Origin of the sequence: Actinomadura miaoliensis (genome assembly GCF_039536785.1) — a bacterium.
Taxonomy (GTDB): Bacteria; Actinomycetota; Actinomycetes; order Streptosporangiales; family Streptosporangiaceae; genus Spirillospora; species Spirillospora miaoliensis.
Genome location: NZ_BAAAZG010000016.1, coordinates 125,592 through 152,572 on the forward strand (window position 1 = coordinate 125,592; position 26,981 = coordinate 152,572).

At 70.4% G+C, this 26,981-nt stretch carries 25 protein-coding genes; 13 read left to right on the forward strand and 12 right to left on the reverse strand.

The genetic code is table 11. The features are described from left to right. Nucleotides 1–93: 93 nt before the first annotated feature. The gene (locus tag ABD811_RS13280) at nt 94–837 is read right to left on the reverse strand and encodes a helix-turn-helix transcriptional regulator (RefSeq protein ID WP_344946037.1); all 744 of its coding nucleotides are present in this window, start codon (nt 835–837) and stop codon (nt 94–96) included. Between the two features lie 124 nt (nt 838–961). Between ABD811_RS13280 and ABD811_RS13285 the strand changes: the two genes are divergently transcribed. Both ABD811_RS13285 and ABD811_RS13290 read left to right on the forward strand, forming a co-directional pair. Next, nucleotides 962–1,531 carry a DUF2231 domain-containing protein gene (locus ABD811_RS13285; RefSeq protein ID WP_344946040.1) on the forward strand — a complete coding sequence of 190 codons (570 nt, stop codon included), beginning with the start codon at nt 962–964 and terminating at the stop codon, nt 1,529–1,531. 64 nt (nt 1,532–1,595) lie between these two features. Next, nucleotides 1,596–2,045 (forward strand): hypothetical protein, encoded by a 450-nt coding sequence (locus ABD811_RS13290; RefSeq protein WP_344946042.1) that lies wholly within the window; start codon nt 1,596–1,598, stop codon nt 2,043–2,045. A gap of 646 nt (nt 2,046–2,691) precedes the next feature. On the opposite strand, the gene ABD811_RS13295 is transcribed toward ABD811_RS13290, so the two are convergent. Next, entirely contained in the window at nt 2,692–3,183 is a 492-nt protein-coding gene (locus tag ABD811_RS13295) for an ArsR/SmtB family transcription factor (RefSeq protein ID WP_344946045.1), read from the reverse strand. A 170-nt stretch (nt 3,184–3,353) separates the two neighbouring features. On the opposite strand from ABD811_RS13295, the gene ABD811_RS13300 reads away from it, so the two are divergent. Further along, the gene (locus tag ABD811_RS13300; RefSeq protein ID WP_425549402.1) at nt 3,354–5,273 is read left to right on the forward strand and encodes a heavy metal translocating P-type ATPase; all 1,920 of its coding nucleotides are present in this window, start codon (nt 3,354–3,356) and stop codon (nt 5,271–5,273) included. Nucleotides 5,274–5,803: 530 nt separating this feature from the next. Next, a complete protein-coding gene (locus ABD811_RS13305; protein ID WP_344946050.1) occupies nt 5,804–6,853 on the forward strand; it encodes a coiled-coil domain-containing protein in 1,050 nt (349 codons plus the stop codon). Nucleotides 6,854–7,322: 469 nt separating this feature from the next. Here the strand turns inward: ABD811_RS13305 and ABD811_RS13310 are convergent, their stop codons facing one another. The 4 genes from ABD811_RS13310 to ABD811_RS13320 form a co-directional block, all read right to left on the reverse strand. Continuing rightward, nucleotides 7,323–8,570 carry a glycosyltransferase gene (locus tag ABD811_RS13310; protein WP_344946053.1) on the reverse strand — a complete coding sequence of 416 codons (1,248 nt, stop codon included), beginning with the start codon at nt 8,568–8,570 and terminating at the stop codon, nt 7,323–7,325. 335 nt (nt 8,571–8,905) lie between these two features. Beyond that, nucleotides 8,906–9,085 carry a DUF4158 domain-containing protein gene (locus tag ABD811_RS43990; RefSeq protein WP_425549403.1) on the reverse strand — a complete coding sequence of 60 codons (180 nt, stop codon included), beginning with the start codon at nt 9,083–9,085 and terminating at the stop codon, nt 8,906–8,908. A gap of 345 nt (nt 9,086–9,430) precedes the next feature. Next, nucleotides 9,431–9,571 carry a Rieske (2Fe-2S) protein gene (locus ABD811_RS13315; RefSeq protein WP_344946055.1) on the reverse strand — a complete coding sequence of 47 codons (141 nt, stop codon included), beginning with the start codon at nt 9,569–9,571 and terminating at the stop codon, nt 9,431–9,433. Then, nucleotides 9,550–10,584, reverse strand: a complete 1,035-nt coding sequence (locus tag ABD811_RS13320; protein ID WP_344946058.1) for a PucR family transcriptional regulator — start codon at nt 10,582–10,584, stop codon at nt 9,550–9,552. The genes ABD811_RS13315 and ABD811_RS13320 overlap by 22 nt, the downstream gene beginning before the upstream one ends. 96 nt (nt 10,585–10,680) lie before the next feature. Here ABD811_RS13320 and ABD811_RS13325 point away from each other — a divergent pair, with 96 nt between their 5' ends. The 3 genes from ABD811_RS13325 (at nt 10,681) to ABD811_RS13335 (ending at nt 15,383) form a co-directional block, all read left to right on the forward strand. Beyond that, nucleotides 10,681–11,577, forward strand: a complete 897-nt coding sequence (locus ABD811_RS13325) for an alpha/beta hydrolase (RefSeq protein ID WP_344946060.1) — start codon at nt 10,681–10,683, stop codon at nt 11,575–11,577. Between the two features lie 219 nt (nt 11,578–11,796). Further along, the gene (locus tag ABD811_RS13330) at nt 11,797–13,635 is read left to right on the forward strand and encodes an ABC transporter ATP-binding protein (RefSeq protein WP_344946062.1); all 1,839 of its coding nucleotides are present in this window, start codon (nt 11,797–11,799) and stop codon (nt 13,633–13,635) included. Next, nucleotides 13,632–15,383, forward strand: a complete 1,752-nt coding sequence (locus ABD811_RS13335; RefSeq protein ID WP_344946064.1) for an ABC transporter ATP-binding protein — start codon at nt 13,632–13,634, stop codon at nt 15,381–15,383. Before ABD811_RS13330 ends, ABD811_RS13335 begins: the two co-directional genes overlap by 4 nt. A gap of 78 nt (nt 15,384–15,461) precedes the next feature. On the opposite strand, the gene ABD811_RS13340 is transcribed toward ABD811_RS13335, so the two are convergent. The 4 genes from ABD811_RS13340 to ABD811_RS13355 form a co-directional block, all read right to left on the reverse strand. Then, nucleotides 15,462–16,193, reverse strand: a complete 732-nt coding sequence (locus ABD811_RS13340; protein ID WP_344946067.1) for a TioE family transcriptional regulator — start codon at nt 16,191–16,193, stop codon at nt 15,462–15,464. A 551-nt stretch (nt 16,194–16,744) separates the two neighbouring features. After that, complete coding sequence (locus ABD811_RS13345) at nt 16,745–17,347, reverse strand: NAD(P)H-dependent oxidoreductase (protein ID WP_344946070.1); 603 nt, start codon at nt 17,345–17,347, stop codon at nt 16,745–16,747. Further along, nucleotides 17,344–18,405 carry an LLM class flavin-dependent oxidoreductase gene (locus tag ABD811_RS13350; RefSeq protein WP_344946073.1) on the reverse strand — a complete coding sequence of 354 codons (1,062 nt, stop codon included), beginning with the start codon at nt 18,403–18,405 and terminating at the stop codon, nt 17,344–17,346. Before ABD811_RS13350 ends, ABD811_RS13345 begins: the two co-directional genes overlap by 4 nt. Before the next feature lie 151 nt (nt 18,406–18,556). After that, the gene (locus tag ABD811_RS13355) at nt 18,557–19,678 is read right to left on the reverse strand and encodes a TRM11 family SAM-dependent methyltransferase (RefSeq protein ID WP_344946076.1); all 1,122 of its coding nucleotides are present in this window, start codon (nt 19,676–19,678) and stop codon (nt 18,557–18,559) included. Between the two features lie 1,062 nt (nt 19,679–20,740). Between ABD811_RS13355 and ABD811_RS13360 the strand changes: the two genes are divergently transcribed. Next, the gene (locus tag ABD811_RS13360; RefSeq protein ID WP_344946079.1) at nt 20,741–21,166 is read left to right on the forward strand and encodes a helix-turn-helix transcriptional regulator; all 426 of its coding nucleotides are present in this window, start codon (nt 20,741–20,743) and stop codon (nt 21,164–21,166) included. Nucleotides 21,167–21,394: 228 nt separating this feature from the next. Here ABD811_RS13360 and ABD811_RS13365 read toward each other — a convergent pair whose 3' ends face one another. After that, nucleotides 21,395–21,928: a MarR family winged helix-turn-helix transcriptional regulator gene (locus ABD811_RS13365; RefSeq protein ID WP_344946082.1), complete on the reverse strand. Its 534-nt coding sequence runs from the start codon at nt 21,926–21,928 to the stop codon at nt 21,395–21,397. Between ABD811_RS13365 and ABD811_RS13370 the strand changes: the two genes are divergently transcribed. From ABD811_RS13370 to ABD811_RS13380, 3 genes are all read left to right on the forward strand, one after another. After that, on the forward strand, nt 21,927–22,448 hold the full coding sequence (locus ABD811_RS13370) for an SgcJ/EcaC family oxidoreductase (RefSeq protein WP_344946084.1): 522 nt from the start codon (nt 21,927–21,929) through the stop codon (nt 22,446–22,448). The two genes, ABD811_RS13365 and ABD811_RS13370, sit on opposite strands and share 2 nt — an antisense overlap. Nucleotides 22,449–23,081: 633 nt before the next feature. Beyond that, nucleotides 23,082–23,876 carry a maleylpyruvate isomerase family mycothiol-dependent enzyme gene (locus tag ABD811_RS13375; RefSeq protein ID WP_344946087.1) on the forward strand — a complete coding sequence of 265 codons (795 nt, stop codon included), beginning with the start codon at nt 23,082–23,084 and terminating at the stop codon, nt 23,874–23,876. Between the two features lie 155 nt (nt 23,877–24,031). Beyond that, entirely contained in the window at nt 24,032–24,184 is a 153-nt protein-coding gene (locus ABD811_RS13380) for a hypothetical protein (protein WP_344946090.1), read from the forward strand. Between the two features lie 131 nt (nt 24,185–24,315). Here ABD811_RS13380 and ABD811_RS13385 read toward each other — a convergent pair whose 3' ends face one another. Then, on the reverse strand, nt 24,316–25,026 hold the full coding sequence (locus ABD811_RS13385) for a VOC family protein (RefSeq protein ID WP_344946094.1): 711 nt from the start codon (nt 25,024–25,026) through the stop codon (nt 24,316–24,318). Nucleotides 25,027–25,255: 229 nt separating this feature from the next. Between ABD811_RS13385 and ABD811_RS13390 the strand changes: the two genes are divergently transcribed. Next, a complete protein-coding gene (locus tag ABD811_RS13390) occupies nt 25,256–25,723 on the forward strand; it encodes a hypothetical protein (protein WP_344946097.1) in 468 nt (155 codons plus the stop codon). Nucleotides 25,724–25,950: 227 nt separating this feature from the next. After that, nucleotides 25,951–26,898, forward strand: coding sequence for an RNA polymerase sigma-70 factor (locus ABD811_RS13395; RefSeq protein ID WP_344946100.1), 948 nt, complete (start codon nt 25,951–25,953; stop codon nt 26,896–26,898). Nucleotides 26,899–26,981: the final 83 nt, after the last annotated feature.

Here is a 26,981-nt window from a genome sequence, read left to right on the forward strand (position 1 = left end):
CGTGACCGTGGTGCCGCCCGCGTTCTCGGACGTTCCCTGCCAGTTGGATAACCGTGCGGCCGCCCGGTCTGTCGCGGCGTCCCCATGCCAGCTCTAGTCGGCGGCGGCCTGCTTGAGTTCGACGCAGCATTCGCCGGGGCGAGGAGCGAGCACGGCTTCCACGGCGGTGACGCCCAGCCCTTCGACGTAGCCGGTGAGGAAGGCATGGTTCATGCCGCAGACCAGATCGGGAGCCTGGGCGGCCAGGGGGTGGAACGGGCAGTTGTGCAGCGTCAGCCGGATCGGGCCCTCGCGGACGGGTTCGAAGCCGTGCTCCTCGAGCATGCGTTCGCACAGGGTGAGGCCCCGCTCGGCACCCAAACGGCCCGGCCGGACCCTCGATCGCTCGCTGTCACCGAGCCGACGGCCTCTCTGGTATGCCGCGCGCATCGCCGCCTGGGCGGCGGTTTCGTCGTCCCGCTCGGTGACGACGGCGTCCAGTAGCAGGTCGGCCAGGAGTTCGTGGCGGCGCTCCGGAATGCTGAGACGGATCTGGACGCCGGTGGGCTCATAGACCTTGGGTCGGCGGCCGACCTTGCGGTTCCCCTCGGGGGCGGCGTAGTGCGCGCGCAGTAGTCCCGCGTCGACGAGCTTGTCGAGGTGGAAGGCGGCGAGCTTGCGCGAGATGCCGACGCTGGCGGCCGCCTCGTCGCGCGTCACGGGGCGCCGTGCGCGGCGAATGAATGCGAACATCCGGCGCCTCAGCCCCTCGGCGAGCACACCGATGGAGGAGATCGCGGCGTCGCCGGACGAGTCCGGCGGGTCGTCGGCCGCGCCGTCGGCCAGGTCGTCGGTCACAGGCACACGATAACGCCCAGCACAGTAGGTCAAAACCGGGATCATCCGGTTGTTTCTCCGAGGTGCTTGACCCCTCCATCGAATAAGACCAATACTCGTTGGTGAAATGAAGGAGGTGGTCGGCATGGCCGCACCTGTGCAGCGACAGGACAAGCGGCCGGTCAGCGCCGTGCTCACCGGGCCGTACGGGCATCCGTTCCACCCGATGCTGGTCACGGTGCCCATCGGCGCATGGGTGGGCAGCCTGGTGTTCGACATCGCTTCCCAGGTGGTGGACGACCCGGCCGCCGTGTCCCGGGGAGCGCTGTGGCTGATCGCCGTGGGAGTGATCGGAGCGGTGGCGGCGGCGTCGGTCGGCGTCCTGGATCTGTCGACCATCCCGCCCGGGACCCGGGCGTTCCGCGTCGGTGTGATCCACGCGACGCTGAACCTGCTGGTGACCGCCGCCTACGTCGCGGGATTCCTGTGGCGTAACGCCGCAGGCGGGCCATCCGGCAGCGTGGGGACGGGGCAACTGGCGCTCAGCGCGGTGAGCCTGGCCGTGCTGGGCGTGTCCGGATACCTGGGCGGCATGCTCGCCTATCACTACGGCGTGCGGGTCGCCGACGAGGCGACCCAGGCAGAAGGCTTCGTCCGTCCCCTGCAGGAAGACCCCGCCGACGGCATCGGGGACACCGAACCGCACAAGCAGTGATCGCAACCGGTTGAGCCGGCTCGCGACCTGCGCGGGCGGCCTCCGGACGACCTCGGGAGTTGTCATGGACATCGCCGCACTGATCCTGTGGCTGGTCACCGCCCTGGGAGGCTTCGTCATGCTCGGCATGTGGATCGCCCGTGGCGGTCCCCGCGCCGGCACCAGCCGCCTGCCCGTCCCGGTCCTGTTCGGCCACTTCGCGCTCGCGGCGGTGGGGCTGGTCGTCTGGATCATCTATCTGATCAATGACAGCCGGGCGTTGGCCTGGACGGCCTTCGCCCTGCTCGTGCCGGTCGCCCTGCTGGGCCTGACCATGTTCGTCCGCTGGATCCCGGTCCGCCGCGGCCAGGTGGCTCAGCCGGCGGCCGCCGGGGCACGCCCCGCAACCGCGGGGGACGGGAGCACACCACCCGAGGGGTATTTCCCCCTTCCCGTCGTACTCGGCCACGGGGTGTTCGCCGTCATCACCGTGGTGCTGGTCCTGCTGGCCTCCCTCGGCGCGGGAGAAAGCTGACACCACGTCGGTGAGCCGGTACGGACCGGCGTGCCCTGCCGCGCGCCGGTCCGCATCGACAACTCCCCTCAACCGCGACACGGCGCCCGGAACGTCTCGCAGAAACCTGCCCCGCCGTGGGAGCGTGGGGCAACCCGCTCCGGCGGCGTAGGTTCTGAGCTGGGACATCGTCCTCGACGCCCACCCACCCCCGACACCGTCAGTCGGTGCCGCAGGACGAGCAGCGTCCACCTGGAAACGCCTCCCAGCCTCAACGGACCGCCGGGAGCCGGTCACGTGTGGGAGAGCGCGAACGCGGCCAGGAAGCCGAGACGATGATCAGTTGCTCCTGGCAACCTCATGACGAGGTCACTGACAGTGGGTGACGAATCCCAGGTGGACCAGAGCGACGACGGCGCATCCGGCGGCGCCATGTATGTGCAGCTTCCAGCACACGAAGAGTCGCCAGAAGCACGCTCAGCCACTTTGCGGCTGGTGAAACGGACCCGAGTGGGGGTCCAAGGTGAACGCTCGAACCGGACAGGGCGGCACGCCAGGCGCGGCCCGCGCGGGTGTTCATCTAACGCTTCGTTAGATGAACACCCGGCTCCTGCCAGTCTTGTGACGCCGATTGCATCAGCCCCGTAGCCGCCGATGCCGATGGCTATCACGTGCGGGCCGCCGCCGGTTGCTCCTCGGCGTCGGCCACGGGCTCGGGCTGGGCGGCACCTGTCGCGGTGCTTGTCACGGTGTCCGTCGCGGCGGTTGCCGGGACGGCGTCGCTGAGCCCCAGGTTGAGGTGCTCGACGTGGTAGAGGGCCTGGTCGAGGAGTTCGGCGACGTGGTTGTCATACAGCGCGTACACCACTGAGCGGCCCTGGCGGGTGCCGGTCACCAGGCCGAGGTTGCGCAGCAGGCGCAGCTGGTGGGAGCAGGCGGACTGCTCCATCCCGACCTCGGCGGCCAGCTCGGTCGCCGGGAGCGGCCCCTCGCGCAGCCGGGACAGGATGAGCAACCGCGACGGGGTGGCCAGCGCCTGCAGCGTGGTGGCGACCCGAGCCGCCGAAGCGGCGTCCAGCCGCGCGCGCGACGCCCCGCTGGAGGCGCCGCCGGGGGCGCCGCGGGTGGTGCCGGACGGTTGCGGCGCTCCGTGACCCATATAGCCCATGCTACGCCACCCATGAAGGCATGAATTGTTGTTCATATGTTCCTGATACGGTGGATCCCCCGGCTCCGATCCGGTCGTTCCCGGCTCCCTGCTGATGAAGGACGCTGTTCATGACTTCCACCCAGGCCCCGGCTCGCTCCGCCGCTGCGGGTGAGGGTGCAGTGCCACGGCGCCGCACCCGGGTGCTGGCGCTGCCCGAGGCCCGGTGGGCGGCGGCCGCGCTGCTGCTGTTCCTGACCGGGCTGCCGGTGTACCTGCTGGACGGCCCCGCGTGGACGTGGGGCGCGCTGTTCGCCGCGACCTATGCCACCGGCGGCTGGGAACCGGGCTGGGCCGGCTTGAAGGCGTTGCGCGGGCGGAAGCTGGACGTGGATCTGCTGATGGTGGTGGCCGCGCTGGGCGCGGCGGCGATCGGCCAGGTTCTGGATGGGGCGCTGCTGATCGTCATCTTCGCCACCTCCGGGGCACTGGAGGCGATCGCCACGGCCCGCACCGCCGACTCGGTCCGCGGCCTGCTCGACCTGGCCCCCGCCACCGCAACCCGGCTGCACGACGACGGCACCGAGGACACCGTCCCCACCGACCGGCTCACTGTCGGCGAGACCATCCTGGTGCGGCCCGGGGAGCGGGTCGGCGCCGACGGCCGCGTTCTGGACGGCGCCAGCGAGGTCGATCAGGCCACCATCACCGGAGAGCCGCTGCCGGTGGCCAAGCAGCCCGGGGATGAGGTTTTCGCCGGCACCCTCAACGGCACCGGCGCGCTGCGGGTGAAGGTCGAACGCGACCCGGCCGACTCGGTGATCGCGCGGATCGTGGCGATGGTCGAACAAGCATCCGAAACCAAGGCGCCGACCCAGCTGTTCATCGAGAAGGTCGAGCAGCGCTACAGCATGGCGATGGTCGCGGCGACGCTCGCGGTGTTCGCCGTCCCGCTGGCCTTCGGCGCCGATCTGACCGCCTCGCTGCTGCGCGCGATGACGTTCATGATCGTCGCATCGCCGTGCGCGGTGGTGCTGGCCACCATGCCGCCGCTGCTGTCGGCCATCGCCAACGCCGGACGGCACGGGGTGCTGGTGAAGTCGGCGGTGGTGATGGAGCGGCTCGGGCAGGTCGACCAGGTCGCTTTGGACAAGACCGGCACCCTCACCGAGGGCGTCCCGCAGGTCAGCGACATTCGCCCGCTGCCGTCGGCGTCCCTGACCGAGGAGGAACTACTGGCGCTGGCGGCGGGCGCCGAGCATCCCAGCGAACACCCCCTCGCCCGCGCCATCGTCGACGCGGCGCGCGCCCGCGGCCTGACCATCCCCAACGCGACCGACTTCACCTCCACCCCCGGCACCGGCGTCACCGCCACCATCGAGGGCCGTCGCGTCGCGGTCGGCAGGCCCACCCGCCTGTGGACCGGCACCGGCGAACACCCCGCCACCGTGGTCGCCGAGCAGCTGGAGGAACAGGGCCGCACCGCGGTGCTGGTCGAACTCGACGGCACCCCGGCCGGGGTGCTCGGGATCACCGACCGGCTCCGGCCCGACGCCGCGCCCACCGTCGCCGCCCTGACCGCCCTCACCGGCACCAGCCCGGTCCTGGTCACCGGCGACAACCCGCGCGCCGCCGCCCGGCTGGCCGACGAAACCGGAATCAGCGACGTCCGCGCGGCCCTGCTCCCAGCCGACAAGGTCACCGCCGTGCAGGACCTGCACGAGCAAGGCCGCAGAGTGCTGGTCGTCGGCGACGGCGTCAACGACGCACCTGCACTGGCCGCCGCGCACACCGGCATCGCCATGGGCCGCGCCGGATCCGACCTGGCGCTGCAGACCGCCGACGCTGTCATCGTCCGCGACGAACTGGCCTCCATCCCCACCGTCATCAACCTCTCACGGCGCGCACGGCGGCTGGTCGTGCAGAACCTGGTGATCGCCGCGGTGTTCATCACCGGCCTGGTGATCTGGGACCTGGCCGGCACCCTGCCGCTACCGCTGGGCGTCGCCGGCCACGAAGGCTCCACCGTCATCGTCGGCCTCAACGGACTGCGGCTGCTCACCGAGGGCACATGGCGCCGTGCCGCCCGTCCCACGCGCTGATACGCCACGCATACTTTTGGGGCTTGGTCAGCTTCGGGAGTAGGACGCCACTCCCGCCGCATGCCGGGCCCTTCTCCCGATCTGCCCACAAGACTGGAAGAAGCCACGCAGCGGTACGACCGAGCCGTGATCAGTGCGTAGCGGACCCGAGATGTAACTATCAGTTACGTTTCCCCGGGTCGCACGGTCCCGAGCGGTCCACTCGGGAGGCAGAGCCACGGCCTCGCGGGCTCCTCTCGGGCGCCGCTACTGGAACCTCATGACGAAGTCACCGAGCCCTGGCGACGAATCCGCAGCTCAGGCATCTGACGAGTCGCACCTGGCATCGACTCCGAGCCAACTTCCGTCAACGAACATTGTCGTCAGTTAGGGCCTGGCGATTTTTCGAGGTTGTTGTTTTCTGGAAACAGAAATTCAAAAAATGTAGGCTGGCGGTCGTGACTGAGGCGACGGTGGTGGAGCGGCCGTGTCGGTACTGCGGGCGGCCCGTGCCGCAGAGGGCAGGGCGGGGGCGTCCCCGCGAGTACTGCATGGACAGCGACTGCCAGACTCGGGCCAAGCGGGAGCGGGAACTCAGGCGCGCGACGCCGGGGCTGGAGGGAGCGCTCGCCCGAGCGGAGGATCTCTACGAGCGGATGGAGCAGGGGCTGGCCGCAGCCCTGGCTCCCCTGGCTCAAGCGCTCGACGCGGAACTTTCGCCCCGCGGCGTCGAGGCGCGGATCAGTTCGGTTCGAGCCGAAGCCCAGGCCGCGGTGGCGGCGGCGTTGGCCGAGCGGGAGGACGCCGAAGACCGGGCCGTCCGGGCAGAGAAGCTCGCAGAGAAGGCCCAGGACCGCACCCGAGCCGCCCGCGAGCGGGCACAGCAGGCCGAACAGGAACGCGATGAGGCCGTCGAAGCGGCGGCGCGAACACGCGCGGAAGCCGAGGCGGCGATCAAGGCGGCGCAGGAGGAGGCACAACGCGTCAGCGAGGCCGCACGCGCCGAGGTCGCGGAAGCCAGAGCTAAGGTCGCGGAAGCCAGAGCCGAGGCGGACGAGGCGCGTGCCCAGGCGGACCGCGACCGCATCGAAAAGCAGGAGGCGCTGCGCGAGGCAGAACAAGCTCGTCGTGCGGCCGAGTCCGCCGCCGACGAGGCGGCGGAGGCACGCGACGCGGCACAGCAGGCGCGTGACTCGCAAGTGCGCGCGGAGCGGGAGCGAGCCGCCGCGCTCGCACGGGCCGAGGCGGCCGATCAGGCCCGCGAACGCGCCGAACAACGCGCACGCAAAGCCGAGGCACAGCGGGCCGAGGCCATCTCCGGACGCGACGCAGCCCGAGCGGAGGCCGAGCAATCCACGGTGGCCGCCCAGCACGCGCGCGAGCAGGCCCACGCCCTACGCGCCGAGGTCGCCGAGCTGCGGGCCCTACTTGATCGAGCACGGGAGGACCTCGCCACGGCCCGTGCGGAACTACGCGCCGAGCAGGCACGCAACAGCGAACTGGCCCGGGAACGCGATTTCGCACGGGCGGAGGCCACCGCCCAGCGCGAACGTGCGGTCGCCGCCGAGCTACGACGCGAGGAACGTCCGCGTGACACATAAGCCGGGGCCCAGCGAATGGCCCGGCGGCCGACCGTCTCCCCCACCAGGGACGTTCACCAACGAACCAACAATGGCGAGCCGCAGGTCAGCCACGTGCCCGCCGACCTAGGCGTGATGGACCAGCAGCCGAAGCGGTCGTGGTGAACGCCGCCGTCGGCCGGGTTCAGAACCTTCTCGAGGACATCGTCCACCGGAAGCCCGCCTGCCTCCGCTTGGGAAGAACGCGCTGCCTGAGAAGTCCGGGGGACGCCCATCTCGGCGCGGCCGCAGGCCCCGGCGGAGAAATCGATCGAGGGGAAGACGATCAGCTTGCGGGGCGGGTCGTCGCTGCCCCGTTCGTCACGTCGATGTGATCGCGGGCATGACGGACAGGCCGCGGGAAGCGTGACCGGGTCCCGGTGGTCACGTCGAGGGCGTGCGGTCCGTCACCGCTGTGAGTGTCGTCGGGGGCCTACCAACCTTCGGGGGATCAGCCGGCGGACAGTGTGGACCCGCTCCGGGCGATCATGTCGAGCAGAAGCTTCGCGGCCTGCTCCACTCCGTCGGTGCGGACCGTCTCGGCCACGGCGGCCGCGCGGGCACCGGTCTCGGGGGCCAGGGCGATCTTGAGTGCGGCCGCCAGGGACTCGGCGGTCGGCGTCGGACCGTCGTGGCCCGTGCCGATGCCCAGATCGGTTACCCGGCCCGCCCAGTACGGCTGATCCGCGACCTGGGGCACGATCACCTGCGGCGCCCCGGCACGGGCCGCCGTCGTCGTGGTGCCCGCGCCGCCGTGGTGCACGACCGCGGCCACCCGGCGGAACAGCGCCTGCTGGTTGACCTCGCCGACGACGAAGCAGTCGTCCCGGTCGTCGATCAGGGCCAGGTCGGCCCAGCCGCTCCCGAGCACGACGCGGCGACCGCGCGTCCGGACCGCTTCGATGACGGCCCGGGAGACCTCCTGCGTGTTCGCGCCCCGCATCGGCCTGCTGCCGAAGCCCACGTACACCGGCTTCGCACCGGCGGCCAGGAACGCCTCCAGGTCGGCCGGGAGCGGGCGCTCGTCCGGCCGGATCCACGCGCCGGTCTGCGTCACCTCGAGCTCCGGCGTCTCCTGCCACGGGCCCAGGACCGGGTCGGCCGCCAGGAACGGGTGGCCGGTGAAGACGTGGGCGCGGACGCCGCTCACCGGCGGCAGGCCGATCGAGGCCCGGTGGGTGTTGATCGTGTCGCCGAACATGGTTTCCATGTGCTCGGCGTGCAGGTCCCACAGCTTCCGGTTGCCGGTCACCTCAGGCGGGATCACCTGGCCCGGCCGGCGGAGAGGCGGGTGATGCGACGACGGCAGGTAACACGGGGAGAAGGACGTGAACACATAGGGCACGCCCAGCTTCTCGGCCGCCGCCCGCGCACCGGCCAGGGCCGGGAACGAGCCGGTGGCCACCACTGCGGCGCAGCCCTCGGCGACCCCGGCGACCGTCTCGTAGGCCATGGCGGTCAGCTCGGCGGCGATGTCGGACAGGCCCGCCTGCGCCTTGCCGGGGATCGCCCCCGTCGCCAGCGCGCGGATCGGCCAGCCGAGGGGACTCAGCGGCACGTTGATACTGTCCAGCAGCTCCGCGAAGTCCGGCGGCGCACACACCCGCACCTCGGCGCCGAGGGCCCGTAGCCGCAGCGCCAGCCCCGTCATCGGCTCGACGTCCCCGCGCGACCCGTAGGTCACCAACACAACGCGCATTCCGCAGCCCCCATTTTCGGTACGTCCAGCCATGGAAGGGTGATTGTGCAGTACGACCGGGGCCTTGTGGCAAGGCCCCCCATGCGCGATATGTTGGTAGTGGCAAGGGGTTCATATCCCTTGCCTTTTTCGATTCGCCGCCCAGTAGGTAGCCCCTTCACGCCTGAAGAGACGACTCCGCTTAGTTACTTTGGGGTATCGCACGGACCCGCGCGGAGGGCCTGGTCGTGCGGCGCCGGAAGTCTGCTCTGCAGAAGCGCTGCCGCACGTCGGTAGAGGTCCACGTCAGCCGTCGCACCGTCGCCGGGCTCACGCTCGGTCTGGCAGCAGATGCATCAGCACTCCGCAACATGGCCGGGGCGGCCAGGAGCCAGCGTCGTCGTCGGCCTCGGCATCGGGGGCGCGGCAAGGTGGTCGACCACCTTGACCGGAACATCCAGCGAATGGGGCAGGAACCGGCCCACGCACCGCGCCGTCGTCAGCTGCAATGCGAATCCCAGCCGGCCGGCCTCCACTGGTTGGCGATCAATTCACGATCCGCGTCATTCAGGAAGACGAACCGCAGCTCCGACCGCGACGGCGGCCTCAGGTATCGGCCGTAGGCAGCGATGGGCGTCTGCTCCTTTTGGCTGCCGGAGATGCGAAGCCGCCTCGGCCAGCGGCCGGCCGGCGCGTTGACGGCCTTCCGGGCGGCGGAGGCACCAAGCGGGCTTCGTCCGCTCAACCTGCCTCGGGGCTTGGCGGCTCCCCTGGGAGGGCAACTCAGGCGACGACGGCGGGGAGCGAGCGCGCCATTATCTGCGGGGTTGCAGTCACCCCGACGGCGAATCCCGCCAGCGGCTCCTGTCGGTTGTCATGAGTCAGGGCCACTCCACCTCCACGCGGCCGGTCGCCGGATCCCGGCGGATCGGGAAGGTGGGCAGCGCCACCTGCGGGTCGTCCAGGCACGCGCCGGTGCGCAGGCTTGTAATGAGTTTCCTCAGTGATTGAGGAGTCGCCATGTGGTGAGGGCGAGTCTGGCTCGTGTTAGTCCGGTCGGTTGGGTGAGTTCGATGCCGAGGGTCTTGCCGATTTGTTCGAGACGGCGGGCGATGCTGCTGTGGTGGAGGTGGAGGAGGTCGGCGGCTTGGCGTAGGGAGCCCGTCGTGCAGTAGGCGTCCAGGGTCTGCAGGTCTTCTGGGTTGTCGGCCAAGCGAGTGATCGCGGCGACGTCGGTGTTGTCTCGTGCAATGTCGGGGGGGATCTCGGCCAGGAGCGCCAGTGCGCCCAGGTCGTCGTAGTGGACGACGGGCTGGCGCGGGGTGGTGAAGCGGAGGGCGGTGCGGGCCTGCCGCCAGGATCGGTGGGGGGTTTCGGCGTTGCCGATGCCGGCGCGTGCGTCTGCGGGGAACCGGGTCGGGTCCAGGGCGGTGGTCAGGAGGACGCCGACGTCGGCGAGCGGGGCAGCCTTGACCGGGCGGGACGGGGAGATCAGGCCGCCGATCTTGTCGAGCGGGAGCGATGAGCGCACGGCGACGACGCGGACCGGCAGGTCGGCGGCGAACCCCAGCAGGCGCAGTGCCCGGGCTCGGGCGGCCTCGTCGGTGTCGGCGCTGATCGCCAGTTCGACGAGGGCGGGGTCCGCCATGGTGGTGCGGGCCGGGCCGTACCGCTCGACGACCGCCGCGGCGGCGATGGCGAACCGGTCCAGGAGTAGTTGGTCCAGCGCGCCGGGCGGGGCGGGGCGTTCCAGCCACACCGTGCCGATCTCCTCCTCGTCGAGTGTGATCGGTGTCGTGGTGGGCGCCGGTGGTGACGGGGCGGTGGCCTGCGTGCCGTCGGGTGACATGCGGATCACCTGGCCCGTGCCGTGGAGCCGGATCCCGGCCACGCACTCGGCCAGGACCGCCGAGGCTCGGGCGAGGGCCGGCAGATCCACCCGTCGGCGCATCAGCGTGTCGTAGAACATGACGACGCGGATCGCGCCTTCGGCGTGCGCATCCAGTTGCGACAGCCGTAGGGCCAGTGCCTCCATGGCGAAGAGGATAGGCGCCGATCGGTGCGCGATCCCGGTGGGATGCCCGACGGATGGCGGATGATCTCAGGCGTGACGGCCGCGAGGATGGCCGGCATGGATCCCGAACTGGAAGCATTCATCCCGTTGTTCCCACCGGCCGACCTGACCGACCCGGTCACCGCGCGCGACAACCTGGCCAAGCTGGCCGCTGCGGCGCCGGCACCGGACACCGCGGACATGGAGATCGAGGACCGGACGGTGCCCGCCGACCCGGACGTGCCGGTGCGCATCTACCGCCCGCGCCAGGCACAGGGCGCCATCGTCTGGCTGCACGGCGGCGGGTTCGTCATGGGCGACCTGGACACCGAGCACCCGTGGGCCATCCGCGTCGCGACCGGCGCCGGCACGGTGGTGATCTCGGTGGGCTACCGCCGGGCTCCCGAGAACCGGTTCCCGGCCGCTCTGGACGACGTCTACGCCGTGCTGACCTGGGTAGCCGAGCACGCGGCCGAGCTGGGTGTCGACCCGGCCCGCATCGCGGTCGGAGGCCACAGCGCCGGCGCGGGCCTGGCGGCGGCGGTGGCGCTGCGGGCCCGCGACGAGCAGGGGCCGCCGATCCGCTTCCAGCTGCTCAACCAGCCCGAGCTGGACGACCGGCAGGAGACGTGGTCGGCACGCAACTTCACCGACACGCCCTGGATGACCCGCGACAAACTCGCCATGACGTGGCGGCACTACCTGGGGTCCGCGCCCGCCACGCCCTACGCCGCCCCGGCACGGGCCACGAACCTGTCCGGCCTGCCACCGGCCTACATCGCCACCGCGGAGTTCGACCCGCTCCGCGACGAAGGCATCGACTACGCGCTGCGCCTGCTGCAGGCGGGCGTCTCGGTCGAACTGCACCAGTGGCCCGGCACGTTCCACGGATCGCAGGCGATCCCGTCCGCCGAAGTGTCACAGCGGCAGATCACCGAACTCGCCGCGGCCCTGCGCCGCGCCCTCACCGAGTAAGGACATCCAGAACCGTCCAGGCCGGCGCCGCCCACCTGTCCTTCTTTCCTGGCCATCCAGGCAGCCCGTACTGCCCGGCCGAGCTGCGGCGGGCCTGTCGGCGTCGACAACGGGCGCGCCGTCCGCCGGTCGACACCGTCGGGCGGCCGGCCCAGGGAGGACGACCATCGGCTCCGCCACGGGCCTGGTCGCGACGAGACCGACGAAGACAGGAGGGCGATGACCGCCACCGACCTCGCCGAGGCGAGGGAGCAGTCCGCACCACCACCGGATGCCGATTCCGCGGCGGGACCGAGCCTGGCAGGGCTGCTGCGGCCGTATGTCCGGAGTTTCACCGCCGTCGTGATCCTGCAGGTGATCGGCGCTGTCGCGGGTCTGGCGCCGCTGCTGGCGGTCGTCGAACTGGGGCGTGCTCTGTTGTCGCCCGGCCCGATCGATCACGGTCATGTCTGGTTCGTCGTGGTCGCGGGTGCGGTCGGGTTGCTGGTCCGGCTGCTGTTCACGGCCGCATCGTCCGGAATCGGGCATGTGCTCGACGGCCGGGTGCAACTGTCGTTCCGCCGGCAACTGGCCGCGCGGCTGGGACGCGTACCGATCGGCTGGTTCTTCCGTCGCCGGACGGGTGAGCTGGCGAAGGTCGTGGGCGAGGACGTGAGTGCCGTGCACCCGTTCATCGCCCACACCCCCGGCGAACTCGTCTCCGCGTTCGTGGTACCGCTGGTGTCGCTGATCTACCTGTTCACCATCGACTGGCGGCTCACGCTGATCACGCTGATACCGGTGGTGCTGGCAGTGGCGCTGGTCCCCCTGATGATGACTCCGGCCCGGCTGCGCGAGCAGGAGGAGTTCGACGGGGCCATGGGGCGGATCTCGAGTTCGGCCGTCGAGTTCGTGGAAGGCATCTCGGTGGTCAAGGCGTTCGGCGGATCGGAGCGCGCCCACCGTAAGTTCCGCACGGCCGCAGACGACTTCGTCGGCGTCTTCTACCGGTGGGTGCGCGGTGTCTCCGGGATCGCCGCGGGCATGCAGCTGGCGCTGTCACCGCCGTTCGTGCTGCTGGTCGTGCTGATCGGCGGTGCTTATCTGATCACCACCGGTGGCATGGCACCGGCCGACCTGCTGCCCTTCCTGCTGCTCGGGCTGGGACTGACCGCCCCGGTGGCGGCCCTCGGCCACGGCTTCGACGACATGCAGGCCGCGCGGCGCGCGGTCGGCCGGATCCGGGACGTGCTCGCCGTGCGGTCGCTACCGGAGCCCGCGCACCCGGTCGTGCCACAGGGGCACCGGGTGGAACTGCGTGACGTCCGATTCGGTTACGAACCCGGTCGCGAAGTGCTGTGCGGGATCGACCTGGTGCTCGAGCCGGGGACGGTCACCGCGCTCGTCGGGCCGTCGGGAAGCGGTAAGTCAACGCTGGTCCAGCTCTTGCCGCGGTTCTTCGACCCGACCCACGGTTCGGTCGTGCTCGGCGGCGTCGATCTGCGCGAGGTCGGCAGCCGGGAGCTCTACCGGATGGTCTCCTTCGTCTTCCAGGACGTTCGCCTGCTGCGCGCGTCGGTCGCGGACAACATCGCGCTGGCGATACCGCACGCCGACCTCGACGACGTGGTCCGCGCCGCCCGGCAGGCGAACATCCACGATCGGATTCTCGAACTGCCGCGCGGATACGACACAGTGATCGGCCAGGAGGCCAGACTGTCGGGCGGCGAGGCGCAACGGATCGCGATCGCCCGCGCACTGCTCGCCGACGCGCCCGTCCTGGTGCTGGACGAAGCGACCGCCTTCGCCGACCCGCACACCGAACAGGCGGTGGGCCGCGCCCTGGCGGCGCTCAAGGGCGATCGGACGATTCTGGTGATCGCCCATCGCCTGGAGACGGTCGCCGGCGCCGACACCGTCGTCATGCTGGAAAACGGGTCGATCGTCGAGCGCGGTGCACCCGCCGAGCTGCTGGCACGAGACGGAAAGTTCGCCGCGTTCTGGCGATCCCATCGGTCGGTGGCCGCCGATGAGGCCGAACCCCATGGTGGCGTACTGCAAGGAGACGAGCCCAGATGATTCGAATGCTGCTGCGCGTGCTGGGACACCAGTACGCCCAGCCGGTCCGTCGCACCGTGGTCTTGATGACGGTGACCGCGGTGGCCGAGGGTTTGTCCTACGCGCTGCTGGTTCCCGTGCTGCGGGCCCTGTTCGGGAGCACACCCGAAGACGCCCGGCCCTGGCTGATCGCGTTCGGGGTCGCGGTCGCGGCCTACGCGGCGCTGCGCTATGTCAGCGACCTGTCCGGTTTCCGCGTCGGGACGACACTCTTGCGAGGCATGTATCACCGGCTCGGCGATCATTTGGCCCGCCTGCCCATCGGCTGGTACAGCGCGGGCCGCGTCGGGGAGGTGTCGGTCCTGGCCGGCCGCGGGGTCCTGCAGGCGATGAGCGTGATCGCGCATCTGCTGGCCCCGTTCATCTCCGCCTGCGTGACTCCCCTGACGATCGTCGTCGTGATGCTCGCCTTCGACTGGCGCATGGGGCTGGCCGCGTTGGCCGCCGCACCGGTCGTGGCGGCGATCCAGGTCTGGACGGGACGCTCGATGGCCGCCGCCGATACCGAGCGCGCGAAACGCGACCGTGAGGCCACCGCGCGAGTCATCGAATATCTCCAGGCGCAGCCGGTGCTGCGGGCCGGCGGCCGGACCGTCGAACGGTTCCGGTTGCTCGACGACTCGCTCCAGGAAGTGCAGCGCGCGTCCCGCCGCACCGTGCTGTCGGCGCTGCCCGGCACCTTGGGCCTGACGCTCGCGGTGCAGGTGATGTTCACCGTGTTGCTGGTCCTGGGTGCCTACCTCGCGCTCGGCGGGAACATCGGGGCGGCGGAGCTCCTGGCGATCCTGGTGCTGGCCGCCCGCTGCGCCGATCCGCTGCTGTCGCTGTCGGACGTCGGCGGCAAACTGCGCGGTGCGCGTTCCGAGCTGGTGAGACTCGACACGGTGCTGCGCACCGAGCCACTGCCGGAAGCTCGCGAACCGATCCAGCCGGTGGGCCATGACCTGGAGTTCGAGTCCGTTACCTTCCGGCACGGCGACCGCACCGTGCTCGACAACGTGTCGTTGTCCGTGCCGGAGGGGCAGCGGCTCGCCGTCGTCGGACCGTCGGGTGCGGGCAAGAGCACATTGCTGCAGTTGCTCGCGCGGTTCTACGACGTGGACGCGGGCGTGGTGCGCGTGGGGGGCGTGGACGTACGCGCCATCAACACTGAGGTGTTGATGGAGCAGATCGCCATCGTCTTCCAGGATGTCTATCTCTTCGAGGGCACGATCGAGGAGAACGTGCGACTCGGCCGTCCCGACGCCGACGAAGCCGAGGTGCGGGCGGCGGCGACAGCGGCGCGGCTGGACGAAGTGATCGAGCGACTGCCCGGCGGTTGGGAGACGAATGTCGGCGAGGGTGGCGCACTGCTGTCGGGAGGTGAGCGCCAGCGCGTCTCGATCGCACGAGCACTGCTGAAGAATGCGCCCATCGTGCTGCTGGACGAGGTGACCTCCGCGCTGGACCCGGTGAACGAGGCGGCCGTCCACGACGGCATCGAGCGGCTGATGGCGGGCCGGACGGTGGTGATGGTGGCGCATCGGCTGCGGACCGTCCAACACGCCGACCGCATCGTCTTCCTGGACGGCGGCCGAATCGTGGAGGAAGGCAGCCACGAGGAGCTGCTGCGCCACGGCGGCCACTACGCCGATTTCTGGAACATGTCCCTGACAGCGGCGGCGAGTGGGTCGGACATCAGTGAACTGGGACGCGACAGCGGTCTGTGATCATGACCGGTCGCGACATCGGCGGAACCGGCCACTACCGCCTCTTCGCAGGGATGCGTCCCCATGCTTCGCCTTCCGTCATCCGCGCTCGCAGAGGTAGGCCTCCAGCTCGGCGGCCCCGGCCAGCATCGCGCGCCCGCGGGCGGACAGCCGGCCGCGCCAGTCGCGCAGGGCGACCTCCAGCGGCTCCAGCCCGCCGGCCGCCCGCACCTGGGCGATCAGCGGGGCGATCTGCTCCAGCAGGTAGCCGCCCCGCCTGAGCTGGTGGGTCAGCCGGGCGTCCCGCACGGCGGCCTCGTCGTAGACGCGGTACCCGGTCCGCGGGTCGCGGCGCGGGCGCACCAGCCCGGCGCGCTCCCATTTGCGCAGCGTCGCGGGCCGGAGCCCGAGCTTGCCCGCCAGCGGTCCGATGAACGTGCCGCCGGGGTCGGACACCGCGGCCGGATCGGACACCGCGCCGGGATCCAGGTCGCGGAGGGCGCTCTCCACGGCCTGGAGGGTCCGGCGGTCCTCGAGGAGTTGGGCGTGGCTTTCGTCGATGATTCGGAACGCCTCATCGACCGCGCCCTGGTTCACCGCCCGCATGATCGACGCCGCCGTCTGGTGCCCGTGGCCGGACACCAAGGCGAGGAACGCGCTCAGGGCCTGCGCGTGCAGCGGGGTGTAGATGCGGTAGCCGTGGGCCGTGCGACCGGCGGCAGGAAGGATGCCGGCCTCCTCGTAGTTCCTGACCGCCTGCGTGGACAGACCGTGCCCGCGCGCCAGGTCAACCGGCCTGAGCCGCTTACTGTTTTGAAGGTCCCGTCCCATGTTCCTGCCGACATCGCGCTGAAGTCTCAATGATCAGTCCAACGATACCGTCTAGATCATGGCTACTGACATCAAGGACTCCGCCCATGCCGTCAATGTCGCCCGGCCGTGGGTGCTCCCCCGGGGCGAGCACCCGTGGCGAGGTCACTTTGCTCAACCTGCGCAACGAGCTCTTCCGGCAGCTCGTCGGGCAGGAGGGCTGCCGGTGGAGTGCGATCGAGCATGACGGGCCTGGTCGTGGACGACCGCGTCGCCTCGGGCACAGGCACCCTCGAGGAGGTCATGGTGCGCGGATTCAGCTTGGGTGTGACGTGCCGGCGCAGGCTGCGGAGCCGGCGTGCGGCAGAGACTGCACGAGGTCCGGCTGAGCGAACTGCCGGAAAGCTCGACTGGTCCCGGCGTTGATCGACAGCTCCCAGTGCGGGCGCTCAAGGCGCCCAGAACCGGCCGATGCCGAGTCGGCCGCCGCCGGGGCTCTTGAGCGCCATGTCCTGGCCGAGACGATTCTCGCTGTGGCCCATCTCGAACGTCCTGGATCCCTCTCGTCCTGATCAGGGAGCACCCGTGGCTCGGGCACGCAGAAGGTCCAGCACGTCGGTCAGGGCCATCTGAATCCGGCCGTGGATCCGCGGGTTGAGCAGGGTGGTTCCATCGAAGTCCCCTGCGGAGGCGAAGATCGCGACGGGCACGGTCAACGCCTGGAAGAAGCCGAAGAGGGGGCGCAGGGCATGTTCCAAGACGAGCGCGTGGTGCTCGCCCCCGCCCGTCGCAACGAGCATGACGAGCTTGTTGGCGAGCGCGTACTGCTCGACGAGATCGAAGAAGTGCTTGAACATTCCCGGATAGGACCCCCGGTACACCGGCACCGCAGCGATCAGGAGATCGGCGCTCTCGGCCAGCCGGAGGGCGGCTTCGACGTCAGGCGTAACGTCGTCGCGCTCGACTGCCCCCGTGAACGCTTGACCGAGTTCGTAGACGTCGATCCGGGACGTCTCGACGGGAAGCATCTCTGCCAGAGTCCCCAGGACGACGTCGACGAGGCCCATCGTCTTGGACGGGCGGTTCGGGCTGCCGTTGACGACCACGACTCGCAGAGCCGACCCGGCCATGAGGGCGGCCTGAGTCGCGCCAGTGGCGGACGCAGTGGTGGTCATGCCGTCCGCCTCGACGGCACGGCGGCCTCACGGCGTACGACAGGCGCGACCTCGGTGCCGAGGCGCTCGATCGCCTTGAGGTGCTCCTTCTGCGGCATGCCGCCGAAGCCCATCTGGATGATGGCGCGGCTGACGCCGTACAGCTCGTGGTAGGTGAGCAGCTTGTCGATGACCTCCTGCGGGCTGCCCACCAGCAGGCCGGATCCCGGCGACGCCTGCGCGTCGAACGCGGCCCGGGAGAGCGGAAAGCCTGCTCCGCGTTGGTGGTTGTTCTCCGCCATCCCCAACGCGAAGTAGGGGTACATGGTCTCGCGCGCCTCCCGGCTGGTACGCCCGACGTACCCGTGGGTGTTGATGCTGATCGGCAGCGCGGCCGGATCATGCCCGGCCCGCTCAGCGGACGCACGGTACAGCTCGACCGTCTGCTCGTGGAACGTCACCGGTCCCAGCAGGAGGGCCAGCGCCATCGGCAGGCCGAGCCTTCCGGTGCTGATCGCCGACGCGGGCGAGCCGCCGACCCCCACCCAGATCGGGATGGTGTCGCCGTCCGCGCGGGGTGCGATGTCGGCGTCGACCAAGGGGGCGCGGAAACGCCCGGACCAGGTGAGCGGGTTCTGCTCGCGGATCTTGAGCAGCAGGTCGAGCTTCTCGCGGAAGAGATCCGCGTAGTCCCGCAGGTCGTACCCGAACAGCGGGAAGGACTCGGTGTAGGAGCCGCGGCCCGCGATGATCTCGGCTCGGCCGCCCGACAGCAGGTCGATGGTCGCGAACTGCTCCCAGACGCGCACAGGGTCCTCCGAGCCGAGCACGGTGACCGAGCTCGTCAGCCGGATGTGCTCGGTCGCCTCGGCCGCGGCGGCCAGCAGGATCGTCGGTGCCGACCCGACGAAGTCGGAGCGGTGGTGCTCCCCGGCGCCGAACACGTCGAGGCCCACCTCGTCGGCGACCTTCGCCTGCTCGATCGTCTCGCGCACGCGCTGCCGTGGTGACGGCAGCCGCCCCGTGGCGGGGTCCTTCGTGACCTCGCCGAAGGTCATGATCCCGATCTCGAATGTCATCTGTCGTTCCTCTCCGCTGCGTCCGCCTGCCGGGCACCTCCCGTGGCATCTCACTATAAGTTGTCTGCGCAGCAAGCTATTCCGTGGATGTCTGCATGCGCAGGCACCTTTCCTGGGTCCGCAGTGCACGCCGATGCGGTGCCGTGCGAGGTCATCTGCGGCGGCGAGACCCCGACTGGCGTCGCAGCGGAGCTTCAGGACTCATGGAAACCGGCTGGTCGGCCGTTGGTCTCCGGCGTGGGAACACCGGTTGCGGCTGGTGCGGCCGCGGCGTGAGCCGGACGATGTACGACTGCAGTCCCGACAGTCGGAGTTGCTGGACATGGACGGGGATCAGCCGGTGTTGGATGGCGGTGGTGAGGTCACCGGTGTCCGGGAGAAGCAGCACGGCGCTTCCGTCCGGCGTCAGAACCCGTCGCAGTTCCGACCACCATCGGGAGGGGCGCCGGCCCAGGAGCCCGCCCGGAGCCACCTGGGTACCCCACGGCGGATTGCACAGGACGCGGTCGATGCTGGCGTCTCCTACGGGCATGTCTCCGGCGTCGGCCGCCTCGATGGCGACGTCCGAAAGGCCTGCGGCGTTCGCGCGTGCCGCCCCTATCGCGTCCGGATTCAGGTCGAATCCCTGGAAGCGGGCTTGCGGATGCAGACGCCTGCCCTCCAGAAGCAGTGTTCCCGCGCCACAGCAAGGATCGAGCACTGCGTGGCCCGGCCGGATGTCGGCCAGGCGGGCCATGGCGGCGGCGACGGGAGGATGCAGCGTGCCCGGGATCGTGCGGGACTTGTAAGCACGTCGGTGCAGGGGCCGCTCGAAGATCCTCAGCATCAGCGTCGCATGCGTCCCGTCCAGTGACAGCCGCCACGCGCTGTGGCCGGGCGGAGGTGGGGCGTCCCCTCGTCGGGAGTGGTAGCCGACGCCCAGCTTGCGCGCCAGGGCACGCCCGACGGCGTCTTCGGCGTCGTAGCGGTTGAAGTTGCGTCTGCCCAGAAAGGACGCCGACACCTCGACACCTGTCCATTCCCCGGAGCCACCGCAACGCCGTCGATGGCGCAGCAGCGTGTCGGTGTCCGCACGGTCGGCCAGTTCGGCCAGGGCATCGATCGCGGTTCTGGCGGAACCGATGTCCGGGACCTGGGCGGCGAACAGGAACACGTCGTCGGCGGTACGCAACCCGACCACCCCGGGATCGGGCCGCGGCGTGCGGAAACGCACTTCACGATGGCCCATGCCAGTGATCGTGCCGAGTCCGAGCTGGAGGATCTCCCCCACCACGGCGGGCTCCAGGCCCCGTACGCACCGCGCCACCAGGCGCGCCGCCGTCACCAGACGGCGGAGGCGCCGGGACGCGGAATGAGACAAGGCGCGCGAAAGCGCATGGTGTTGCTCTTCTCCCACGTCAAAGCCTCGGAACGGCACAGCGCCGCCCCGCCTCGTCGGCGACGGGGGTTCCTCGCTTCGCCGACGGCCTTTAACGCAGGTGGAAGAAGTACATGGCCCGGATGCTAACAGCCGCCAATAGGGTGATCCACCGCATTCCGGCGTCCCGGACGGCGACCTCCGTGACGGGACGACCACGTCCGCCAGCGGGATTCGGACGACGGCACCATCCGGCCCTGGCCTTGGCGGCGACGATGCCGTCGACAATCTCGGCGGCACGGACCACACGTCGGCGCAGGCCTGGCCGGGTGATGGGAGAACGACGCGGGGATCGCCGGTGCTAAGCGGGACGCCGCGGCCCTGGCCAGGAAGGACGCCGGCAGGACCAGCGGCAGCCCGACGGCGAGGGCGGCGACCACGACCGTCAGGGCGAGGAGGGTCACGGCCGAGCCGGTTCAACTAGCGGACGGACAGCGCGTCCGGTGGTTGTCCGGCCAGCACGCCGACCACCTCCGCGACAGTGAGCCGCATGGCCACAGTCAGCATGGCAGCACCGGGTGAGGCGCGGCGGTGCCCAGCCGCGCCGAAACGCAAGAGCCACGCGTCGACACGTCCGTCGACCGCCCGCGCGGACGCCCGCGTCCAGCCCCGCCGTCGCCCGTGCCAGCAGGGCCGGGCACGCAAGGGCCACGCGTCGGTGCGTGCGTCGGCCGACCGTGTGGACGCCGACGTCCAGCCCCCGTTGTGACCCGTGCCAGCAGGGCCGGGCACGCGAAGGCCACGCGTCGACACGTCCGTCGGCCGACCACGTGGACGCCCGCATCCAGCCCCGTCCTCGCCCGTACCAGCAGGGCTGGGCTTGATGCAGCGCACCGGACACGCCCTGAACCGCCCGCAAGGCGTTCAACCAGCCGACCGCGACGTGCAGCGCCTGCCCCGCAGATCCGTCACTGGTCCATGCCGACCGCTGCCCGGCGGGAGCGCGATGGCGGCCGAGGTCCGCGAAGCGACCAGGCCGCCCGGCAGCTCATAGTCGCAGGCCAACGCCCCGCGGCGGTCCTGGCGAGGCAGATCCGGGTCGTCGCGGCCGGTGACGCGCTCATCGTCCCCGGCGTCACCCGCCGCCTGATCGCGGAGTTCGCCCGGCGCCCGGAACCCGCTCCGCCGCCCGCCGGCCTCACCGGGATCACCGACCGCGAACGCCAAGTCCTCACCCTGGTGGGACGCGGTCTGTCCAACGCCGAACTGGCAGCCGAGCTGCACATCAGCCCGGGCACCGCGAAAACCCACGTCGCCAGCCTGCTCGCCAAGCTCGGCGCCCGCGACCGTGTCCAGCTCGTCATCCTCGCCTACGAGAACGGACTCGTCTCACCGTCTCGGTGACCACGCTTGAGGCTCAGTCCGCTGAGTTCGACCAGGAGCTCAGCGATGACGCCGCGCCTGCACGGCCGCGAATGCCGCGGTGGAACTGGGCGGATGAGAGGGGCGGGGTCGGTGACGAAGCCGTCATGAGGTGCGCGCGTTGACGTTCGCCCCGGCCGGGCCCGGCAGCAGCCGCCGTACGTCCAGGAACAGGTTCGCTGGCCTTGGCGGCCGCTGCCGCAGTCCCGCTCATGGTGCTTTGGGTGGGGCTGTGAGGCGTTCGGTCTGTTCTTGGTGGAGCTGTAGGGCGGTGTGGAGGAAGTCCAAGATGACGGCGCGTTGGTCCTGGTCGTAGCGCTTCAGGGCCTGGGCGCCGGCTTGGCCGACCGGAGCGAACACCTCCTGCTCGACCTGGCGCGCCGCGTCGGTGGCGGTGACCAGCACACGGCGGCGGTTGTCCGGGTCGACAGTACGGGCGACCAGCCCAGCGCGTTCCAGGCGATCGATGACGGTGGTCGTGGCGGCCGGGCTGAGCTTCAGCGCGCTGCTGAGCTGCCCGGCGGCCAGTGGCCCCCCGCCCAGCACGACATCGAGACAGCGCAGGTCGGTGCGGTTGAGGCCGAGCCGGGCCGCGACCGCCTCGTCGAAGGTGTCGAAGCTCTGTTGCAGCCGGCGCAGGCACATGGCGATCTCTTCGACGCTCACATGTTTCGACATTCGAAGCTTTCTGTTAGCGTATGTTTCGTTGGTCGAAACGATAGCAATCGCAGAGGTACCTGTCATGAACGCCATCCCCACGACGACGCCCGCACCCGCTCCCGCCGCCGGCACCGACGAGGCCCAGATCAAGGACCTCTTCCAGAACTTCATGCAGGCCTGGACCGCAGGCGACGCCCACGCCTTCGGCGCCCTGTTCACCGACGACTCCGACTACGTCTCCTACGACGGCACGATCGCCCGCGGCCGTCCGGTCCACCAGCACAACCACGACATGCTCTTCCGCGGCGTACTGGCCGGATCGGCTCTGGTCGGCGAACTGGAATCGATCCGCTTCGTCACCCCGGACGTCGCGATCGTCCACGGCACCGCATCGGTCCTGATGCCCTGGCGCACCAAGCTGCCCAAGCGTCGCCTGTCCCGGCAGACCATCGTCCTGCTCCGCACCCCTGCCGGCTGGAAGATCAGCGCCATCCACAACGGCCGCGTCCGCCCCGTGACCGTCCCCGCGCCCGACGCCTTCCCCTCCAAGATGTCCCGGCTGATGAGCCGCACCGCACGCCGCCTTGGCCTCGGCCGCCGCTGAACAGCCCTGACGGCTGCTGAAAGGATTCCGGTAGCGATCAGCGAAACCCGACAGACCCGCCCCTGGCCTGCACAGACGAATCTGCACCAAGCCCACGAGGCACCCGAGTGTCACAGGGTTTGTGCAGGTCGGCGTGTCATCGTTGAATTCACGGCCGTTGCTGCCGGAACCCCGGCCCCAGGCGCGGCTTCCACGCGAGCTTCGTTATCGAATCCCAGAGAACGAAGGCTCCGCCGGCCGCGGCTGTTCGTGGTCCTGCGCCCGGGTATCACAGGGTTTGTGCAGGTCAGCAGTGCCATCGTTGGATTCGCGGCCGTTGTTGCCGGAACCTCGGCCCCGCGCGTGGCTTCCACGCCGGCTTCGTATTCGGCTCCCAGAGAACGGAGGCTCCGCCGGCCGCGGCTGCTCGTGGTCCTGCGCCCGGGCCGGGCCGTTCGCCAACCGCAGGGGTCCGCCGAGGCGGCGTCGGCCGACCGCGCACCGTCATCTCGGCGGAGGTGGCGGTCGGCACCTGCCCAGCTGGTGGAGCACACCGCCGCGCGTCCGGACGCGTTCGCAGGTGGCCAGCGCCCAGGGCACTGTCACCGTCTGGAGTGCTGGCCGTGGCGTCGCATTGCTCAATATCATCACCCGATGACCTCACTGACGTTCGATCGCTACTGCGCGGAGATAGTCGCCCAGACCGATCTGCTGAGATCGCACGTCAAAGACGCGGACATGACCGCCCCCGTGTCCTCGTGTCCTGGCTGGAATCTCGGCCAGTTGCTACGGCACGTCGGCGGTGACCACCGGTGGGCCGACACGGTCGTACGGACCAGGGCCACCGAGCCCGTCTCCGACGCGCAGGCCAACGACCTTGCCGGCTACACCGCCGAGCATGGAGCGGTGCTGGATCGTTGGCTCTCCGAGGGCGCCGCCCGCCTGGCCGCGACCCTGCGCGCCGCCGGACCCGACGTGATCGTATGGAACCCGTCCGACACCGACTGCAGGTCCGCCTCGTTCTGGGCTCGCCGCATGACGCACGAGACCGTCGTACACCGAGCCGACGCCGCGCTGACCACGGGTGCGGAATACGAACTCGACGACGACGTCACGCTCGACGCCGTTGACGAATGGATGGAGTTCTCCACGGTCCCCGAGGCGTACGAGCCCACGCCGGACGCACCAGGCCTGCTCGGGCCCGGCCGCACGCTGCATTTCCAAGCGGGCACGGCGGCACGGTGGCTGATCGACCTCACCGGCGCCAGGCCGACGTGGCGACGTGACGGTGACGACTCATCCGACGAGCCCGCGGTTGTGGTGCGCGGACCGGTAAAGGACATACTCATGTTCCTCTACCGGCGGCCTACGCCCCACGTCGAGGTACGCGGCGACACGGACCTGCTCGACCTGTGGCTTACCCGCACCGGATTCTGGCTCGAGGCATAGCCCACATAAGGCCAGGACCTAAAGGAATCTCGCCGGCACGGGACTGTCACCGCGTGCGGGCCGCTGCGGCGGCGCCGCGCATCCTGCCAGGTAAAGGAAACTCGCCGGAACGGGACCGTCACCGCCCCGTCCCATATGCCGAGGCGCACACTGCGATGCTCCGGGCCCGGGTCTTCGACCGGCACATCCTGCTGCCCGGTACGCCGAGCGTCGCCGTCCTGCTGCCCGGTACGCCGAGCGTCGCCGTCCTGCTGCCGCATTCCGCGACCAATGAGAGGTTGCCGGAGGCGATCAACGGTCCGGCGTAACGGAAAGAACCGCCAACGCACGGTGCTGGCGCCGGCCTGGCAGGCTTCTTGTGCCGACCACGAACGGTCCGCACTGCGGCCGGGGTGTAAGGCTCCGGCGTGTGCACCGTCCCCGGCGAGACGACGCCGCGTCAGCGGGCGAGGTCGGCCGTCAACTCGACTGCGGTCGCGAGGTCCTTGGCGAGGGCCTGGCGTTCGGCCGCGGTCAGTTCCATCGTTTCGACGTCGGCCAGCACTGCCGCCGCGCCGTCCCGGTCTCCTGTGCGCAGTCGCAATTCGGCCAGGTAGACCAGCGCGGGCAGGCGCTGGGCGGAGGGCGCGTCGGCGTGCCGGGCCAGTCCGTTCTCCAACACGCGGATTCCCGCAGTTTCGTCACCGCGGGCATCGGCCTGCCGCGCGGCCGTGGCCACTATCCGCGCCAGCCGGCCCTCCGACGGGTGGGGCTCGTCGGCGTCGTCCTTGTACCTGCTGATCCGCACCCAGTTCCCGCCGGGATCGACCACCATGAACCCGCCCGCGGTGCCCTGCATGCGCCGTGGCCGGGTCATGCGCGGTATCCCCGACACCGGGATCTTGCCGTAGGCGCGGCGCAGTCCCGCCGCGAACGCCACGTGCAGCGCCTCGGTGTCCGGGACGAGCACGACCACGGTCGCCATGGACTGCACCGGGTCGAACTCGGGGACACCGAAGAAGTGCAGCTCGATCCCGCCGCGAAGGACGGCCGCGTACGGGTTGGGGCGCTCTTGACGGTAGGTCACCTCGAAGCCGAGCGCCTCGTAGAACGGCAGCACGTCGTCGAGGTGGCGGCAGGGCAGGCAGGGGATCACGGTTTCGGCGCGCATGCAAAACATCGTACAGCGTCCAGAGTTTTAGTGTCGGTCGCCGAGCCCTGACGGGCCTTGAGGGGTAGTCGAGGACGACCAGCGCCTGGTGGGTCGGCACCGGCACCAGTGAAACCTCCGCGTGCAGCACGGTGACCAGGGTCGACTCGCTGCCGACCAGGGCACGTGACGCGACCTGCGGGCCCTGCGCGACGCCAACCTGGCGCGGATCCGCACCCGCTACCTGGAGATGCTCGCCCCCCTGACCACGCTGGACGGGCCGCAGCCGACGCTGCCGGAGACTCGCCGCATGCTGGAGGCCACGCTGCGGGCCCTGCCGATACGCCGCCGCGTGTCCGGCTTCAACCTGGACGCGTTGCTGGCCAGATATCGCTCGTGGACATTCCGGCCGGGATGCGTCTGGTCGCGCCAATGCCTGCCGTCGGCACGCATTGGCGACACCCCCGCTACAGCTCGCGCGGAGCGGATTCGCCAGGCCACCACCGGAACCGAACATGAACACGACCCGCTCAGCAGCCGCTGGTCATCGGCGGCGGACGCTCTCTGCTGCCTGCCCGCCAGCAGCATCCTTGCGATGATCGCGATCGCGGCGAAGATCAGGTGGATGTACATGCGCCACCGCCAGGACAGGTTGGTGGTCAGCGCACCGTCGAGCAGCAGCCCCAGGCCCCCGCTGGCGGCCGAGACCGCGCCGTAGACGTCGAATGCCTTGGCCCGATCCCTCTGGAACTCGACTCGTGGTGTTGTGGGCTGACTGGATCGTTCGTTCGCGCGGCGTTCTGACGACAACGAGACGCCGGCGCCCCGCTCCCTGTAACAGCGCGGCCCTGTGACATAGGTCATCCGCCGGGGGTGTTACAAAGCGGTGAGGGCTGGCGTCTTGTGCGTGTGGCAGTGCTAGGAGCGATCAGGCAGGAGTCGGGCATGAGCGAGCGCAGCGAAGGAACCGGGGGCACAGCCGAGCCGCTCGATCACGCCGGCCGCGTGGACTCGGTGGACTCTGCGACTGAGGCGTTCGTCGCCCACCGCAACCTGCTGTTCACTGTCGCCTACGAGATGCTCGGTTCGGCCACCGACGCCGAAGACGTCCTGCAGGAGACCTGGCTGCGATGGGTGGGCGTCGATCAGGCCACGGTGCGGGAGCAGCGTGCCTACCTGGTGCGGATCGTTACCCGGCAGGCGCTGGACCGGCTGCGCGCGCTCGGCCGGCGCAAGGAGTCCTATGTCGGACCGTGGTTGCCCGAGCCGTTGCTGACCGCACCTGACGTGGCCGAGGACGTTGAACTCGCCGACAGCGTCTCGATGGCGATGCTGCTGGTGCTGGAGACGCTCCAGCCGACCGAACGGGCGGTGTTCGTGCTGCGCGAGGTGTTCGACCTGGACTACGACGAGATCGCCGAAGCCGTCGACAAGACCCCCGCCGCGGTCCGCCAGCTCGCCTACCGGGCACGGGCGCACGTCGCCGCACGCCGACCACGCGGCACCGTCTCCCCCGCCGAGACCCGAGCCGCACTCCACGCCTTCCAACGAGCGGTCCAGACCGGCGACCTGCAAAGCCTGCTCGACATCCTGGCCCCGGACGTCGTCGCCCTCAGCGACGGCGGCGGAGTCAAGCATGCCCTGCTGCGTCCCGTCGTGGGCGCGGAGAAGGTGGCTCGCCTGCTGGCCAGCGGATGGAACAAGCACGGCGTCAAAAGGTCAGTCGAGCCGATACAGGTCAACGGCAGCCCGGGCCTGCTCGTCCGGGTCAACGGCGAGATCGACGGCGTGCTGGCGGTGCGGGTCGACAACGGCTACATCACCGGCCTCTACCACGTCCGCAACCCCGAGAAGCTGTCGCATGTGGAGCAGCAGACCGAGGTAAGCCGCTAAGGCAAACGACCTGCAACCGCTACGCCCCCCGCACACCGCCAGTGTCACGAGAGGCTTCCGGCGGACGAGTCGTCGGCGACACG